Origin of the sequence: Lysinibacillus sphaericus (genome assembly GCF_001629735.1) — a bacterium.
Lineage (GTDB): Bacteria > Bacillota > Bacilli > Bacillales_A > Planococcaceae > Lysinibacillus > Lysinibacillus pinottii.
In genome coordinates this window covers 1,931,118-1,946,471 of record NZ_CP015224.1, presented here as the reverse complement: position 1 = coordinate 1,946,471, position 15,354 = coordinate 1,931,118, and the positions used below count along the sequence as shown (strand labels likewise).

Annotated in this window: 15 protein-coding genes; 13 read left to right on the top strand and 2 right to left on the bottom strand. The window is 37.6% G+C overall.

Going from position 1 to position 15,354, the window contains the following annotated elements; all coding sequences use genetic code 11:
- Positions 1-78: 78 nt before the first annotated feature.
- The 6 genes from ade (at position 79) to A2J09_RS09440 (ending at position 7,189) form a co-directional block, all read left to right on the top strand.
- Positions 79-1,824, top strand: coding sequence for an adenine deaminase (gene ade, locus A2J09_RS09465; protein WP_012294915.1), 1,746 nt, complete (start codon positions 79-81; stop codon positions 1,822-1,824).
- Between the two features lie 261 nt (positions 1,825-2,085).
- A complete protein-coding gene (locus A2J09_RS09460; protein WP_012294914.1) occupies positions 2,086-2,700 on the top strand; it encodes a DUF2306 domain-containing protein in 615 nt (204 codons plus the stop codon).
- Positions 2,701-2,732: 32 nt separating this feature from the next.
- Positions 2,733-4,130 carry a right-handed parallel beta-helix repeat-containing protein gene (locus A2J09_RS09455; protein ID WP_012294913.1) on the top strand — a complete coding sequence of 466 codons (1,398 nt, stop codon included), beginning with the start codon at positions 2,733-2,735 and terminating at the stop codon, positions 4,128-4,130.
- Positions 4,131-4,245: 115 nt separating this feature from the next.
- A complete protein-coding gene (locus A2J09_RS09450) occupies positions 4,246-5,349 on the top strand; it encodes an alpha/beta hydrolase (protein ID WP_012294912.1) in 1,104 nt (367 codons plus the stop codon).
- A 223-nt stretch (positions 5,350-5,572) separates the two neighbouring features.
- The gene (locus tag A2J09_RS09445) at positions 5,573-6,112 is read left to right on the top strand and encodes a flavodoxin family protein (protein ID WP_012294911.1); all 540 of its coding nucleotides are present in this window, start codon (positions 5,573-5,575) and stop codon (positions 6,110-6,112) included.
- A gap of 177 nt (positions 6,113-6,289) precedes the next feature.
- Positions 6,290-7,189: a LysR family transcriptional regulator gene (locus A2J09_RS09440; RefSeq protein ID WP_036162017.1), complete on the top strand. Its 900-nt coding sequence runs from the start codon at positions 6,290-6,292 to the stop codon at positions 7,187-7,189.
- 22 nt (positions 7,190-7,211) lie between these two features.
- Here the strand turns inward: A2J09_RS09440 and A2J09_RS09435 are convergent, their stop codons facing one another.
- Positions 7,212-8,240 (bottom strand): S-layer homology domain-containing protein, encoded by a 1,029-nt coding sequence (locus tag A2J09_RS09435; protein WP_012294910.1) that lies wholly within the window; start codon positions 8,238-8,240, stop codon positions 7,212-7,214.
- Positions 8,241-8,365: 125 nt separating this feature from the next.
- Positions 8,366-9,103, bottom strand: a complete 738-nt coding sequence (locus A2J09_RS09430; RefSeq protein WP_012294909.1) for an SDR family NAD(P)-dependent oxidoreductase — start codon at positions 9,101-9,103, stop codon at positions 8,366-8,368.
- A gap of 135 nt (positions 9,104-9,238) precedes the next feature.
- Here A2J09_RS09430 and A2J09_RS09425 point away from each other — a divergent pair, with 135 nt between their 5' ends.
- The 7 genes from A2J09_RS09425 to A2J09_RS09400 all read left to right on the top strand — a co-directional run bounded on the left by A2J09_RS09425 (position 9,239) and on the right by A2J09_RS09400 (position 15,208).
- On the top strand, positions 9,239-9,880 hold the full coding sequence (locus A2J09_RS09425) for a TetR/AcrR family transcriptional regulator (protein ID WP_012294908.1): 642 nt from the start codon (positions 9,239-9,241) through the stop codon (positions 9,878-9,880).
- Between the two features lie 186 nt (positions 9,881-10,066).
- On the top strand, positions 10,067-10,222 hold the full coding sequence (locus tag A2J09_RS23965; RefSeq protein ID WP_172799064.1) for a hypothetical protein: 156 nt from the start codon (positions 10,067-10,069) through the stop codon (positions 10,220-10,222).
- Positions 10,223-10,388: 166 nt separating this feature from the next.
- The gene (locus A2J09_RS09420) at positions 10,389-11,303 is read left to right on the top strand and encodes a metal ABC transporter solute-binding protein, Zn/Mn family (protein WP_012294907.1); all 915 of its coding nucleotides are present in this window, start codon (positions 10,389-10,391) and stop codon (positions 11,301-11,303) included.
- A 9-nt stretch (positions 11,304-11,312) separates the two neighbouring features.
- Positions 11,313-12,041 carry a metal ABC transporter ATP-binding protein gene (locus A2J09_RS09415; protein WP_031416200.1) on the top strand — a complete coding sequence of 243 codons (729 nt, stop codon included), beginning with the start codon at positions 11,313-11,315 and terminating at the stop codon, positions 12,039-12,041.
- A 12-nt stretch (positions 12,042-12,053) separates the two neighbouring features.
- On the top strand, positions 12,054-12,926 hold the full coding sequence (locus A2J09_RS09410) for a metal ABC transporter permease (RefSeq protein ID WP_031416199.1): 873 nt from the start codon (positions 12,054-12,056) through the stop codon (positions 12,924-12,926).
- Positions 12,923-13,792 (top strand): metal ABC transporter permease, encoded by an 870-nt coding sequence (locus A2J09_RS09405; RefSeq protein ID WP_036162014.1) that lies wholly within the window; start codon positions 12,923-12,925, stop codon positions 13,790-13,792. Before A2J09_RS09410 ends, A2J09_RS09405 begins: the two co-directional genes overlap by 4 nt.
- A 228-nt stretch (positions 13,793-14,020) precedes the next feature.
- Complete coding sequence (locus A2J09_RS09400; protein ID WP_012294904.1) at positions 14,021-15,208, top strand: MFS transporter; 1,188 nt, start codon at positions 14,021-14,023, stop codon at positions 15,206-15,208.
- Positions 15,209-15,354 lie beyond the last annotated feature (146 nt).

Here is a 15,354-nt window from a genome sequence, read left to right as displayed (position 1 = left end):
CGGACTTTACGATTAATAGTTGCAATAACAGACATCTTTCAGGCATGATAGTTCTTAAAAGAAAAAGGAGTATTGGCTATGACGACAAAATTACAACAGTTAACGCAAAATATTTTATCATCTCAAGGTAAGTTAGAGGCAGATTTTATTCTTAAAAATGCACAAGTTGCCGATGTCTATACATTAACGTGGAGGAAAGCGGACATTGTTGTGAAGAATGGCACAATTGTCGCACTGGATCACAGCAATAGATTTCATGCAAAAGAGGTAGAGGATGCAGCGGGGAGCTATGTTATTCCTGGATTGATTGATGGTCATATACATATTGAATCTTCGATGCTAACACCTGGAGAATTCAGCCGTGTCTTAATTCCACATGGGATTACAACCGTGATTACTGATCCACATGAAATTGCTAACGTAGCAGGAGCAGAAGGAATCCAATTTATGCTGGATGATGCACAAAAGGCCGATATGGATATTTTTGTGATGCTTCCTTCAAGTGTACCAGGGACACAGTTTGAAAACGCCGGGGCAACATTAACAGCACAGGATTTGGAGCCATTTCTGCATCATGAACAAGTTCGTGGATTAGCGGAGGTTATGGATTTCCCAGCCGTCTTAAATGGAGAAGAGGGAATGCTGCAAAAAATTTTATTATCAAAGGAAGCGAACCTAGTAATTGATGGGCATTGTGCGGGCTTACAAAGTGAGCAAATAACAGGCTACCGAGCTGCAGGTATTCAAACGGATCATGAATGTGTGACAGCCGAAGAAGCCATTGATCGTGTAGAGCAGGGGATGTATGTCCTTATTCGAGAGGGATCAGCAGCGAAAAATTTGCGTGATTTATTGCCAGCCATTCAGTCACACAATGCGCGTCGTTTTGGTTTTTGTACGGATGATAAATATGTCGATGAATTGATGGATGAAGGTAGCATCAATTATGATGTTGCAATGGCAATAGCCGAAGGGATGACACCTTTGCAGGCAATTCAGCTAGCAACCGTAAATACCGCAGAATGCTATCGTTTATTTGATCGAGGGGTACTTGCACCAGGCTATAAGGCTGATTTTGTACTAGTAGACGATTTATCGACGATGCAGGCAAAAGCGGTTTGGAAAAATGGTCATAAAGTGGCTGAAAATGGGGAAATGCTGACAAGTCGTCAAGAGGCAAAGGTTCCTGCCCATATTCATCACTCTGTTCATTTACCAAGCATGACAAAGGATAGTTTACAACTATCATTCAAAAAGGGGACAAGAGCGAATGTCATGGAAATTGTGCCGAATCAGCTGATTACCAATCATTTAGTCATAGATGTACCTGTGAAAGAAGGCGTATTTGTCCCCTCAATCGAACAAGATTTACTGAAACTAGCAGTCATCGAACGCCATCATCATTTGCATACGACGGGCTTAGGTATTGTGAAAGGGTTTGGTTTACAAAAAGGTGCGGTTGCGACTACCGTAGCCCATGATTCACATAATGCCCTTGTCGTTGGCACAAATGATGAGGATATGATTCTGGCACTTTCCCGCATTCAGGAAATCCAAGGTGGCTTCGTTATTGTAGCCGATGGTGAAATACTCGCGGAGATGCCTTTAACAATCGGTGGCTTAATGACAGATGTGCCAGCACAGCAAGCGAAGGAACAGCTAGCGGGCTTGCACAATGCTTTACAGAAACTCAATCCAACTTTAGATTTTCATTTTCTACTGACATTTTCTTTTGTAGCATTACCCGTAATTCCTGCTTTAAAATTAACAGATACAGGGCTATTTGATGTGACAACCTTCCAGCATATAGAAGTGGAAGCATAGACAAAAAAACGACCTAGTTGCGGAAAGCGATTAGGTCTTTTTTATTCGCTTAAAAATGTCTCATAACAGAGGATAGAAAGCTGTCTCAATGTAAAATCAAATTAAAGTTTATAAAGCGGCTTTATAATGATTGGTAACCGAGTAAGGGGCATTAATGATAGACTGTTTTTAGATACTTTGAGATAGATAGATTTACCATTTTAATCTATCCAGCGAAGAGCAATCTTTAAGGTCACTTTACAAACGGAGAGGAAAGAAGACATGAGAAGGAAAGGCTTAGTCATTAGTTTAGCAGTAATTGCTGTATTGTGGATATTACATACAACATCTAAAAATTTTGTGGTCGACCCCACATTTTCGACATTTCTTTCGAACAAGGAAATAGAACTTCCGAATGCAAATGTATGGATTATGATGATCCAACTACATATCATTTTAGCCATTATTGCCTTAATTACGGGGCCATTAGGTCTTTCGAGAACAATAAGAATGGAAAAACCTATTCTACACCGCTGGAATGGTCGAATCTATGTAATAGTGATTGTAGTCAATATACTTCCAGGATATTATATAGCGCTCTATGCAAATGGGGGCATGTGGAGTACGATTGGTTTCTTCATTTTAAATACGCTGTGGTTGCTTACGACGATAAACGGTTTTCGTTTTATAAAAAAGGGACAAGTAAATAGCCATCGGAGTTGGATGCTAAGAAGCTTTTTCTTAACGTTTGCCAATCTAACCATTTACATAGTTGTGACGATACTGCATTATGGAGCGAATCTTCCATATGGGTTGTCGTATTCGTTAGGAGCGTGGTTAGCCTTTACTATTAATTTAGTATTAGCAGAGATGGTGATTAGAAAATCGACCATTTAACGCCATAGAATTAATTTGAAAAGGAAGATTTTATGAAAAAATGGATACTATTTTTGGGGTTTATAGCTGCTTTGATAATTGTGCTAACGATTAATGATTCGGAAATAAAACAGGCTAAGACTATATTTGTAGATAGTAATGGAAATGATTCAAATAATGGTTCAAAATTAAGCCCATACCGTACGCTAAAAAAGGCGGCATTAGAAGCGGAAGCAGGGTCAACCGTATTTATACGGAAAGGCATTTATAAGGAAAAGCTTTCTGTTATACATAGTGGTACAAAATCACACCCCATTATTTTCAAGGCGTATGAAAATGAAGAAGTTATTCTTAGTGGAGAGTCCATGAAGAATACGGATGGTGATGCATCTCTTGTAACGATAAAGGATAAAAATTACATTACCATTAGTGGATTCACTATACAGGATTTAACGACGAAACAATTAGATGAAACAGTGATAGGAATTTACGTAACAGGCTCCAGTAGCCATATTACCCTAGCGAATAATCATGTGAAAAGAATAAAAACCTTTGCTGAGGATGGAAATGGTCATGGGATCGCTGTCTACGGAACAGGGTCAATGAGAGATATAAATATTGTAGGTAATACAGTGGAGGATTTAGTGTTAGGTGCAAGTGAATCTATAGTTCTTAATGGGAATATTAATGGATTTAAAATAGAAAATAATATAGTTCGACGGAGCAATAATATCGGAATTGATCTGATTGGGTTTGAAGGAATTTCAAAGGATAAAAAAAGGGACTATGTACGAAACGGTGCTGTAAAAAATAATTACGTTTATGAAATTTCCTCCTATGGGAATCCAGCATATGGCGAGAATTATTCTGCTGGGGGAATATATGTCGATGGTGGTAAGAATATAACGATTGAGTACAATACCCTTTATAAGAATGATATCGGAATTGAAGTAACATCTGAACATGCAAACAAGTATGCAGACAATATAAAAGTACTAAATAATACAGTATATAATAATTTTTTTACAGGAATATCGATTGGCGGGTATGATGAAAAAAGAGGGGGGACGAAAAATTCAACCATCTCTCATAATATTATATACCGTAATGATACAAAGGGATTAGATGGAGGACAGCTTTTATTACAGTATGATACCCACAATAACGTTATAGAAAAAAATATACTAACAGCTGGATCTTCTCGAATATTTATAGCCAATTATTTTACAAGTAATAAAAAAAACAAGTTGGTTAGGAATGTGTTTCATAAAGAAAAAGGGGAGGATGGCATTTGGATATGGAAGGATAAGGAATATGACTCGTTTAAAAAGTTTAAAATCGCATCCAATAGTGATTCGACATCTAGTTACCTAGATCCTCAATATAAAAATATGGATAAATTTGATTTTAGACTTGAAAAAGATTCACCTGCGGAACATATAGTGAAGTAAAAAAATATGAGGGCTAAGGCTAAAAAGACAATCGAGTTGTCGAGAAACCATTTGTTAAACTAAAGGTAATTTTGTGGAAGTGACAAACTTTTTTCTCTACTTACGGAGGTTAATCATGATGAAAATAATGAAGAAAACAGCCAAGTTTGTGGGAATATTGCTAGCTATATTGGTTTTGATAATAGGGTTTGGCTATGCTTTTCTTGAGATCAATCCTTTTGGTAATAAACCAGGTAAGCCAGTTGCCGATATTGAACGAAAGGTTGAAATTTGGGGAGAAGAAGTCGCAGGTAATCATTCTGGTAGTAAGCTAGACGATATGAATATTAAAGGTAACCCTAATAGACTGCTAGCTACAGTCAAATTTTTCACTAATATTGTAGGAGAAGACTATCAAGATAATGAGGCTGCCATTGATACGTTTACATATGTCCATGAAATGGAGGGAGGCTATGAAAAGACTACCTATGAGGATGAACCTTATTTGATTCCTTATACCGTGGCAAATAGTGATAGTGCGGTCATTGTAATCCCCGGTGGTGGCTATAGCTTTAAGGAAATGGATGGCGGAACTACTGAAGGGAAAGAGGTCGCGGAAGCATTAAATAAGGCAGGTATTAATGCGTTCGTTCTACACTATCGTTCCAACCCCTATGAATGGCCCATTCCCCAATTGGATGTGCAGCGTGCTGTCCGTTATCTACGTTATCATGCAAATGATTATGGTATACATCCTAATAAAATTGGATTGATAGGCTTTAGCGCAGGTGGTTTTCAAACGGGGAGTTTTATTAATCTCATACAGGGAGAAAAACGGCTTCCCAAAAATTATCAGCTTGATGCTATCGATGCAGTTGATGACCAAGTAGCATCTGCAGCCATGATTTATCCTGCATTGACGTACCGCTATAATGTCCCCATGCTTTTTGCTTCTTTTGATGATAAAGCTGTTAGAAATCCAGAAGAGCGTGAAGAACTTTTGAATAAAACTGATTTGTCCAAGCATTTCAGAACTGCACATATTCCTCAATTTATTGCTTATGGAACGAAGGATTCAGCTGTTGGGGTAAAGGGACCACAGGAATATATTCAGTCCGCACGAACTGCAGGTGCGGATGTCACTGTAATTGTAGCAGAAGGTCAGAATCATGGTTTTAAGCAGCCATACTATATGCGTGAGTATCTTGAATGGGTAAAGAAAATTTTTGCTTCTTTATAATGTGGTGGGTCTGACCATGAAGATGGCTACTTCCCACATTTGAATAAAAAACCTTTTTCTGGAAGTTTTTATGGTGTAATTCCCACGCTAGTCACTTCTCTATAATCGATTTTTTCGATTCATTTTATCGAAATAATCATCTTTATCGATTTGTGAAATCATTATAAGATAAAACTATTCGGGAACAATACTAGAAAACTTTAAGGAAGAAGGGATCACCAACATGTCAATAGCCGTTATTTATGGAGGAAATCGTCCGAATGGGAACGTAGAAACTTTAACAAAATTAGTCACTCAAGATTTAAAAGTTGAAGAAATTTATCTAAAGGATTATTCAATTCAACCTATAATAGATAAGCGCCATACAGAGGAGGGCTTTTCAGAAGTCAATGATGACTATAATTCCATCATTGAACGTATTCTTCCACATGATATTCTACTATTTTCTACACCTATTTATTGGTACAGCATGGCAGGACCGATGAAAAACTTTATTGATCGATGGTCACAAACTTTAAGAGATTTAACTTACCCCAATTTCAAGGACAACATGTCTTCTAAAAAAGCGTATGTCATAGCAGTTGGTGGTGATATGCCCTATATAAAAGGGCTACCAATGATCCAGCAGTTTCAACATATCTTTGACTTTATAGGGACATCATTTGAAGGGTATATTTTAGGAGAAGGAAATAAACCCGGAGATATAGTTCAAGATTTAAAAGCGATGGCAGCAGCTGAATGTCTTAGAAAAGAGCTACAATAACAGGAGATTAAAAAGGGATTTGGACGATAAAGTTTCCAAATCCTTTTCTGTTTAATGGACCTCGTTTGGTTGAAAAATTGTTCACTCTTGCTAAGCTAGTGTAAACTGGATTTAATATCGATAAAAGTGAATCTTCCATAAAAATGTATCGAAAAAAATGATTAGAGAGGTGAGGACATGGATATAAAGCAGCTCCAAACGTTCCTAACAGCAGCAGAAACATTAAGCTTTACACAAACAGCACAGCGTCTAGACTATGCTCAATCAAGTATTACTGCGCAGATTAAAACTTTGGAACAAGAGTTAGGGGTTATACTTTTTGAGAGGCTTGGGAAGCGGATCATTTTAACAGAGGAAGGCAAACGTTTACAACAATATGCCGAAAAAATGCTAGAGCTAGATCGTGAAATGAAAAAAGCAATGTCCAATGAACAAGAACAAGTGGTGTTAAAAGTAGGGGCACAGGAAAGTCAATGTGTTTATCGACTGCCAAGCATTTTACAGCATTTTCAACAGGCGCATCCCCATGTGAAAATTATATTTAAGCCTGTGCATACGACTGACATTGCCAAGGAGTTATTGCAATCAGGTAAGTTAGATGTGGCCTTTATTACAGATATTTATCAGGAAACAGCGATGCTACATCGAGAGCGTTTACTCGAAGAACAGCTTATTTTTGTGAGTACTTCGAAAGATAGAAGGGAGCCTCTTGTGGCTTCTCATCTTTCTACTGAAACCATGCTACTAACGGAAACAGGGTGCTCCTATCGCAATCATTTAGAAGCACAGCTACAGCAGGAAAATAGTATGCCGCTACAAATGATAGAATTTGCGAGCATAGAAGCGATTAAGCAATGTGTGATAGCTGGTTTAGGTATTACATTTTTACCGAGAATGGTCGTAGAAAAGGAATTAGCAAATGGACAATTAGAGGAAATTCCCTCGACAATCAGCTTAGCACCAATTTTTACAGACATTGCTTGGCATAAAGATAAACATATGCAGCCTTTCCTTCTCGATTTTATTACCATAGCCAAGCAGCACTATAAAATTTTGGGCGCTCAAAAAAGAGCCTGAACGAATCAGACTCTCTTGTGAACTATTGTTGTTTTAGCGTACCAGAAAAATTGGTGCCTTCACTACGCTCTGCACGACAATCGACTTCCGTAACTTTCAGCGCATTATTCGTTAATCGCTCTAGCTCGACGACACATCGATTGCCGTTTGAGGACTTATTCATTAATGCCTTATTTGAACTTGTTATCGTGGCAGTTCCGTTGACTTTCCCTGAAGCTGTCCCATCATTTGCAGTTAAAGCAATGGAAAAACTGTTGCTTGTGGCGTTTGAAATAACAGCATCTCGACGGTTAAAGTCATTTGTTCCTTTACCCCATTTATAATAATACGTATAAACGCCTTCCCATGCACTCTTGCTAGGTGTAGTTTGCTGCAAGGATTTATCGAGTTGATTTTGGGCATTTTTAGCACGTGTATTTAACGATAATTTGTTGGCATTGTCATGAATAGCTTGTGCATCCCCTGAAATTTCATAAAAATTTCGTTCATCCATGCGATACAGCATTGTCACAACTTGTGCACGTGTCATATTGTTGGTCACACCATAAAACTTTTGTAAATTACGGTCTTCATACTGTGGATTTTGCCCAGATGAAATATAGTAATCAAGTAAAAATTGAATAGATGAATCTAATCCTTTTTTGCCACTAGCTAAATGAGTAATAGCTTGTGCCACGACACCACGCTTCACGGTAGCAGCTCGTAGCCGATTATCGAAATAGCCGTTTAAAGGGACACCATAGCTAGCAAGCTGGTTATAAAATTCATCCGACCACATGGCAGAAGGGGTCTGTTTTTTTAATTCATCAATGGGAGATTCAAGCTCGTAAAAAATAGCTAAAAGTTTAGCTAATTGCTGCTCGGTAATAGTAGCATTCGGTTTAAATGTACCATCTGCAAAACCATTTACAATATCATATTCTTCTGCCCATAAGATTGCTTCATAGGCATAATGATCCTCAGACACATCTTTGAAACCAGCAGCTTGTACATTGCTTGCACTGCCTACGATAAGAATGGAAAATAATAATATACCTATTAATTTTTTCATTTGTCATCTTCATCCTTTCTTGCTCGATATGTTAATAGTTTGCAGGAAATGGATAAAAACTGCAAATTTTTCTCAATAAAAAATAATCGCTTCCTTCTACAGAGGAAGCGATTATTTTGTGTTATTTATTGGGCAGTATAGCCACCATCCACCGTTAATGTGTTGCCTGTCATAAATGTTGAATCATCGCACGCCATGAATAAAACGGCTTTTGCCATTTCCTCTGGTTGACCTAAACGTTGCATAGGTGTTACATGACGTAATGGCTCTTTGCTCTCCTCAGGAATAATCGGTGTATCAATAAAACCAGGGCAAAGTGCATTAACGCGGATACCGCGTGTAGCAAACTCTAATGCTAGTGAACGTGTTAAGTTGATGACGCCACCTTTAGCTGCATTGTAGGCTGCAGACCCTGGTGAACCAACCCATCCATACATGGAGGCAGTATTGACAATTGTCCCGCCATTCGCTTTTAGCATCTCCTTAATGGCAGCCTGTGCCATTAAAAATACGCCATCTAAATCCACATTCACTGTTTGACGCCACTCTGCATAAGGCAAATCCTCAGTTGGCGTTACTCGCCCAATTCCTGCATTATTAAAAAGAACATCGACTTTGCCAAATGTCCCTAGTGTTGTTTGATAAATGGCGGCTACTTCATTTTCATCTGTTACATTTGCTTTCATAAAGATAGCCTCTGCTCCTTTTGCCTGCAGTTGAGCTGCAAATGCTTGACCTTTTTCTTCATTAAGGTCCACAAGTACCACTTTAGCACCTTCTGCTACAAATAATTCAGCAGTTGCTGCTCCAATTCCAGAAGCACCACCAGTAATAATTGCTACTTTATCTTGTAATTTCCCCATACATGACACTCCCTTAAAAGTAATTTTCTTGCACACTGCGTCGATTACGGTGTACTTTTATTGTAAAACTCTATAAAACGGAAACAATCATTAATGTCATGGCAAGTGTCTAACTAGTAGACATATCTATGTAAAATGTCTAAAAGGGAGGAAGGAATAGTGACAAAATGGACACAAAGACAGGAAAGAACCCGTCGTCATTTTTATAGCGCTTTAGTTGATTTAATTAAAAAACAAGGATTTCAGGCAATTACAGTAAAAGATATTGTAGAACAAGCAGGCTATAATCGTAGTACCTTTTATGTGCATTTTCAGGATAAATTTGAGCTAGCAGAAAATTTGCTAGAGCAGATGTTAAATGGCCTAGAAGTAGCGGTAGGGGAACCATACCTGTTTGGAGAAAGAGTGTATACAACGAAGCTAAAAGCTCCTTCTTTTAATATTATTCATTACATTTATAAGAATCGTACATTTTTTGAGCTATTAAACTTTGAAGATACGATTCCTGGATTGCATACCCGGATGCCTCTTACGATAACAAAAATTTATCAAGAACAATTTAACTTTGAGACCATCAACCATCAACCAGTGAATATGGATATGTTCAAACATTATACCTCTTATGGTTTTTACGGATTAATGATGCAATGGATTGCAAGCAACTATGAAAAATCAGAAGAAGCTTTAATAAAAGACATTATTGAATTAACTAAAACGCATATTTATGCATTTGAATTTATAGGAAAACCACTTGGAATCAATGATAAACGCATGTAATATCACTATTTTATAAAAAATCTCTAATCATAGCATTAGAGATTTTTTGTTTGGGCGAAAGTAAATTTACCTCTAGAAAAAAATTTTTTAAAAGAAATTTTCATAAAGTAGTTGAATTATTTTTGTTTTAAGCATATATTTTTCCTAAGGGAAACAAAATATCTCTAAAGAAAGAAGAGTGCGTGAATGAAAGAGTTAGGTGATTTTAAGCTGACGATTCTTCCAATGGTTGTTTTATTACTTCTTACGATTCTTTGGAAACTTACAGAGTCTGTAGGAGCGGGCATAATATTAATCCTTTTCTGGATGAGCTGGCGCCAGTTTATTCGGAAAATTATATAAATAAAGTAGGCTGTATGAGAAGGAGCAATGCATTTAAGGATGCAAGTCTGACAAGGCGGGCGTAGTCAAAAGATTTAATAAGGCATGTCCGCCACCCCCTTTATCGGTGTATCATGACTGCTTTTTTTCAAGCAATGGCTAATAAAATGAAAGTAGAGGTAAGTCAATGAAACAATGGTTAGGTGTATTCGTACTATCACTCTCACTTCTGTTATTCGGTTGTTCAACTGAAGCAGATGGAGAAAAAAAAGGAATTGTTGTCGCAACGACAGGACAAATTGCAGATGCCATAAAAGAAATTAGTGGCGATCATTTACAAGTATCAGCATTAATGGGACCTGGGGTAGACCCCCATTTATACAAGGCTACGCAAAGTGATTTATCGAAATTGGATAAGGCTGAAGTTATTTTTTACAATGGTTTACATTTAGAAGGACAGATGCTCGATATTTTTGAACAAATGGCAAAGGATAAAACCGTGTTAGCTGTTGGGGAAACGTTAGATACTAAGCAGTTACTTGCAAGTGATAGCGATGCCATGCTACATGATCCTCATATTTGGTTTGATATCGAGCTATGGAAGGGCGTTGTCCAAGCAATCAGTTTGCAACTTCAAGAAGAATACCCAGAATTCAAAGAAGATTTTCAAGAAAATGAAGAGTCTTACTTAAACAAGCTAGACGATTTACAAAGCTATGCGCAACAGCGTGTCAAAGAAATTCCAGAGCCGCAAAGGATTCTAGTTACTGCCCATGATGCTTTTAATTATTTTGGTCGAAGCCGAGGTTTCCAAGTGCGTGGCTTACAAGGACTAAGTACGGATTCAGAGTACGGAGTCAAAGACGTACAGGAAATGGTTGATTTTTTAGTAGCTCATAAAATCAAGGCCCTTTTTATCGAATCTAGTGTATCTGATAAAGCGATGAAGGCCGTGATTGAAGGGGCTAAAGAAAAGGGACATGACATCGTGATCGGTGGAGAACTATTTTCGGATGCGATGGGTGCGGAAGGCACTACAGAAGGTACGTATATAGGGATGTATAAATATAACATCGACACAATTGTCGATGCATTAAAGTAGGTGGATAAAATGGATGCATTAACAGTGGAAAATCTTTCAGTAGCTTATGATAAGAAAACAGTATTGGAAAATGCCTGTGTGACGGTTCCTAAAGGTCATCTAGCTGCGATAATCGGGCCAAATGGTGCCGGAAAATCAACGTTTTTAAAGGCTATATTAAATCAACTTCCTAATAAAGTGGGGAAAGTTGAGATTCTTGGTAAAATCTTTGAGCCAAAAAGTTTAGTAGTTGGATATGTACCTCAGCGAAATGCCGTTGATTGGGATTTTCCAACGAATGCCCTCGATGTCGTGTTGATGGGGAGATATGGCCATACAGGTTTATTTAAAAGACCGACGAAGCAAGATAAACTGGTCGCTCGGCAAGCATTAGCAAGTGTAGGGATGCTGGACTTTGCAGACCGTTCTATAGGACAACTTTCGGGCGGACAGCAGCAGCGTGTATTCCTAGCAAGAGCTCTAGCACAAAATGCAGATATTTATTTCTTAGATGAGCCATTTGCTGGAGTAGATGCTGCAACAGAAAAAACGATTATTGATATTTTAAAAGCATTAAAGGCTCAGGGCAAAAGTATTTTTGTTGTGCATCACGATCTTCAAACGGTCAAGGAATATTTTGATTATACGATTCTACTAAACAAAACGATATTAGCATCAGGTGCAACAGAAGATGTTTTTACACCAGAACAATTACAAAAAACATATGGTGGTAAACTTTTCATGATGCAGCATGCATAAGGAGGGTTCAAGATGTTAAGTGGTAACTTATTGTGGGTACTTAGTGGCACTATGTTACTGGGTATAGCTGCAGGCATAACTGGAACTTTCTCCTTCTTGCAAAAACAAAGCTTAGTGGGCGATGCTGCGGCACATGCAGCATTACCAGGTATCGCACTTGCGTTCCTGCTCACAGGGCAAAAGGAATTACCGATTTTAATGCTGGGAGCGGGTATTACATCTGCTTTATCTGTGTATTGTATACAATGGATTGTATCTTTTTCAAAATTGAAGGCGGATGCAGCTATTGGATTAGTACTGACCGTATTTTTTGGTGTCGGAGTAGTGTTTTTAACAGTTGTCAACAGAAGTCCAATTGGAAACCAGAGTGGCCTTAATAATTTTATATTTGGCAAAGCCGCAACGATGACAAAAGCTGATTTAATGTGGCTGTTCATCAGTGCAGCCATAATTATTTTAGTTAGTCTTTTCTTTTATAAGGAATGGAAATTACTCATCTTTGATCCTGTTTATGCAAAAGGAATTGGCTTACCGATTGAAGCTTTAAAGGCCACGCTAACAGTGTTAATTGTCATGACAATTGTTACAGGGATCCAGGCTGTAGGCGTAATTTTAATGTCAGCTTTATTAATTATTCCTGCTGCATGCGCCAAATTATGGACTAAAAAATTGAGTACGATGCTCCTCTTGAGTGCAGCGATTGGAGGTATCTCAGGTGTTACAGGTACTTTTATTAGCGCGATTCGAACAGGATTATCAACCGGTCCTATTATCGTTCTAGTGGCGGCAGGTATATTCTTGATCTCCTATTTTATAAGTCCTGCTGGTCAAATTAATAAATATCGTAGAAAAATGCAATTTCGAAAGCAGGGTGATGTAGGATGATAGAATTCTGGGTGGTAGTAACTGGCTTATTAGTGGGTATAACATGTGGGATTGCAGGCGTTTTTCTTATTTTGCGTAAAATGTCCATGATAGCTGATGCCATTAGTCATACTGTAATCTTTGGGATTGTGATGGCCTATATCATTACCCAATCATTAAATGGCTTTTGGATGTTGATAGGTGCAGCAGTTGCAGGTATTTTAACTGCTTATCTTGTGCAATTATTACATTCTTCTGGTATTCAAGAGGATGCAGCGATAGGGGTGGTATTTACATCGTTATTCGCGGCGGGAGTCCTGCTAATTACATTATTTGCAAGTAATGTTCATTTGGATGTAGAGCATGTCTTAATGGGAGAGATTGCTTTCGTTCCATGGGATCGATGGACGATTTTAGGTCTAGCAATGCCTAAGGCAGTATGGATGCTTTTACTTGTCTTAATCATCAATATTGGATTTTTGCTACTATTCTTTAAGGAAATGAAGCTTGCAACCTTTGACCCTGTCTATGCCGCAACAATTGGTATACCTGTTGTCTTTCTCCACTATGGATTTATGACCTCGATTTCATTTACAACTGTTGCAGCCTTTGATAGCGTAGGAGCTATTTTAGTCGTGGCCATGCTAATTGGTCCAGCAGCAACTTCTTATTTAATTAGTCAAACGATTAAGCAAATGTTTATCTACAGCATGCTCTTTGGGGCTGCAGCTTCCGTGATCGGCTATTATTTAGCGAAGCTATGGGATACCTCTATAGCAGGGATGATGGCCACAACTGTAGGCTTGTTGTTTATCATTACATTAATTAGTCAAAAAATAATCGAGCGCAGAAGAAAAGCGCTTGTGCATAAGCTGGAGCTATCATAATAAAAAACATCGTTTGATTAATTCATCAAACGGTGTTTTTTTGCTTATATAATTCAAACTTTTGGATGATTTTTCTTTATAGGAAAAATAGTATACTTCTTAAAAAAAGATAGAAAAGGGTGGAATGGCATAGAACCTAGTAATATTTTTTTATATCACTGTGTACGAATATTTTAAATTTTGTTACGATAGGTTTTATGACATTGTAGGAACAACGAGGAGAACAGCATGTGGCGAAATCGAAATGTATGGATTATTTTATTAGGTGAATTCGTCGTAGGTCTAGGCTTGTGGGCTGGTATTATTGGAAATCTCGCCTTTATGCAAGAGGTAGTACCTTCAGACTTTCACAAATCATTAATTATTTCTTGTGGTATTTTAGCGGGCTTGGTCGTAGGGCCTATGGCTGGTCGTATTATCGATCAATCGAAGAAAAAAACGGTTGTACAAATGGCGAGTATTGGGCGAATAGTGAGTGTATTATTTATGTTTATCGCACTTTATACAAATTCGGTTGTATGGATGATTTTATTTTTAATTACATTGCAAATAGCAGCTGCCTTTTATATGCCTGCACTGCAATCCATTATTCCAATGATTGCAAAGGAGCAAGACTTAATTACATTGAATGCCTGGCAAATGAACGCTAGAACTATTTCTAGAATCATCGGTACAGCCGCAGCAGGATTCATGCTAAGCTTTTTTGAATTAAAATGGTTATATATCATTTCATTTATCGTATATATCGTCATGTTTGTTATTACTAGTTTATTGCAATTAGATGAAGTGACAAATGCAACAGTAACAAACAAAGAAAAAGGAAACTTTAAAGAGGTATTACCGATGGTGAAAGAGCATCCAATGGTTCTAATGACATTGGTGCTTATGTTAATTCCAACGTTATTTTTAGGCTCTTTTAATTTAGTTATTATGAAAATTTCTGAAATGCATCAATCGACAACGATTTCAGGTTTGTTGTATACAGTGGAAGGTATCGGCTTTATGCTTGGTGCGGCAGGCTTAAAAATAATAGCTGATCGAGTACAAATGGGCACACTCCTCTTCACATTGGCATTTATTATTGGGTCCATGGAGCTCTTGCTATTACTAGCAGATATCAAACTTTTTGCTTTAGTAGCCTTTGGAGTATTTGGCTTTACAGTAGGCTGTTTCTTCCCAACGACTATGGTTATTTTTCAGAAACAGGTTCCAAAACAATTTCATGGACGTTTTTTCTCTTTCCGAAATATGATTGATTCGGTCGTCTTTCAAGTCGTGCTATTGTCTACAGGTATGATGCTAGATGTAATTGGCTTAAGTGGGATGGGGCTTGTATTTGGCATTATTAGTTTGAGCTTAACGACGACATTTTTATTTTATTCTAAGAAAAAGAAAGTCGTCATGCACGCCCTTTAGTCCTATTGCTAGAACATGTTTTTAAAACATGTTCTTTTTTGTGCTTAAAAAATGGTTTTTTTCGTAAAATTAAGTAATTGACAATGGTAAAATAAAGAATTAATATTCAACTATTCAATAAATTAATTGAATAGTTGAAAGGTGGT

What these genes read in the sequence shown, in the direction of transcription:
- A2J09_RS09410 (WP_031416199.1), top strand. Translation starts at nt 12,054, where the DNA reads ATGTTAAGTGGTAACTTATTGTGGGTACTTAGTGGCACTATGTTACTG.
- A2J09_RS09460 (WP_012294914.1), top strand. Translation starts at nt 2,086, where the DNA reads ATGAGAAGGAAAGGCTTAGTCATTAGTTTAGCAGTAATTGCTGTATTG.
- ade (WP_012294915.1), top strand. Translation starts at nt 79, where the DNA reads ATGACGACAAAATTACAACAGTTAACGCAAAATATTTTATCATCTCAA.
- A2J09_RS09405 (WP_036162014.1), top strand. Translation starts at nt 12,923, where the DNA reads ATGATAGAATTCTGGGTGGTAGTAACTGGCTTATTAGTGGGTATAACA.
- A2J09_RS09425 (WP_012294908.1), top strand. Translation starts at nt 9,239, where the DNA reads ATGTCTAAAAGGGAGGAAGGAATAGTGACAAAATGGACACAAAGACAG.
- A2J09_RS09415 (WP_031416200.1), top strand. Translation starts at nt 11,313, where the DNA reads ATGGATGCATTAACAGTGGAAAATCTTTCAGTAGCTTATGATAAGAAA.
- A2J09_RS09430 (WP_012294909.1), bottom strand. Translation starts at nt 9,103, where the DNA reads ATGGGGAAATTACAAGATAAAGTAGCAATTATTACTGGTGGTGCTTCT.
- A2J09_RS23965 (WP_172799064.1), top strand. Translation starts at nt 10,067, where the DNA reads ATGAAAGAGTTAGGTGATTTTAAGCTGACGATTCTTCCAATGGTTGTT.
- A2J09_RS09440 (WP_036162017.1), top strand. Translation starts at nt 6,290, where the DNA reads ATGGATATAAAGCAGCTCCAAACGTTCCTAACAGCAGCAGAAACATTA.
- A2J09_RS09400 (WP_012294904.1), top strand. Translation starts at nt 14,021, where the DNA reads ATGTGGCGAAATCGAAATGTATGGATTATTTTATTAGGTGAATTCGTC.
- A2J09_RS09445 (WP_012294911.1), top strand. Translation starts at nt 5,573, where the DNA reads ATGTCAATAGCCGTTATTTATGGAGGAAATCGTCCGAATGGGAACGTA.
- A2J09_RS09450 (WP_012294912.1), top strand. Translation starts at nt 4,246, where the DNA reads ATGATGAAAATAATGAAGAAAACAGCCAAGTTTGTGGGAATATTGCTA.
- A2J09_RS09420 (WP_012294907.1), top strand. Translation starts at nt 10,389, where the DNA reads ATGAAACAATGGTTAGGTGTATTCGTACTATCACTCTCACTTCTGTTA.
- A2J09_RS09435 (WP_012294910.1), bottom strand. Translation starts at nt 8,240, where the DNA reads ATGAAAAAATTAATAGGTATATTATTATTTTCCATTCTTATCGTAGGC.
- A2J09_RS09455 (WP_012294913.1), top strand. Translation starts at nt 2,733, where the DNA reads ATGAAAAAATGGATACTATTTTTGGGGTTTATAGCTGCTTTGATAATT.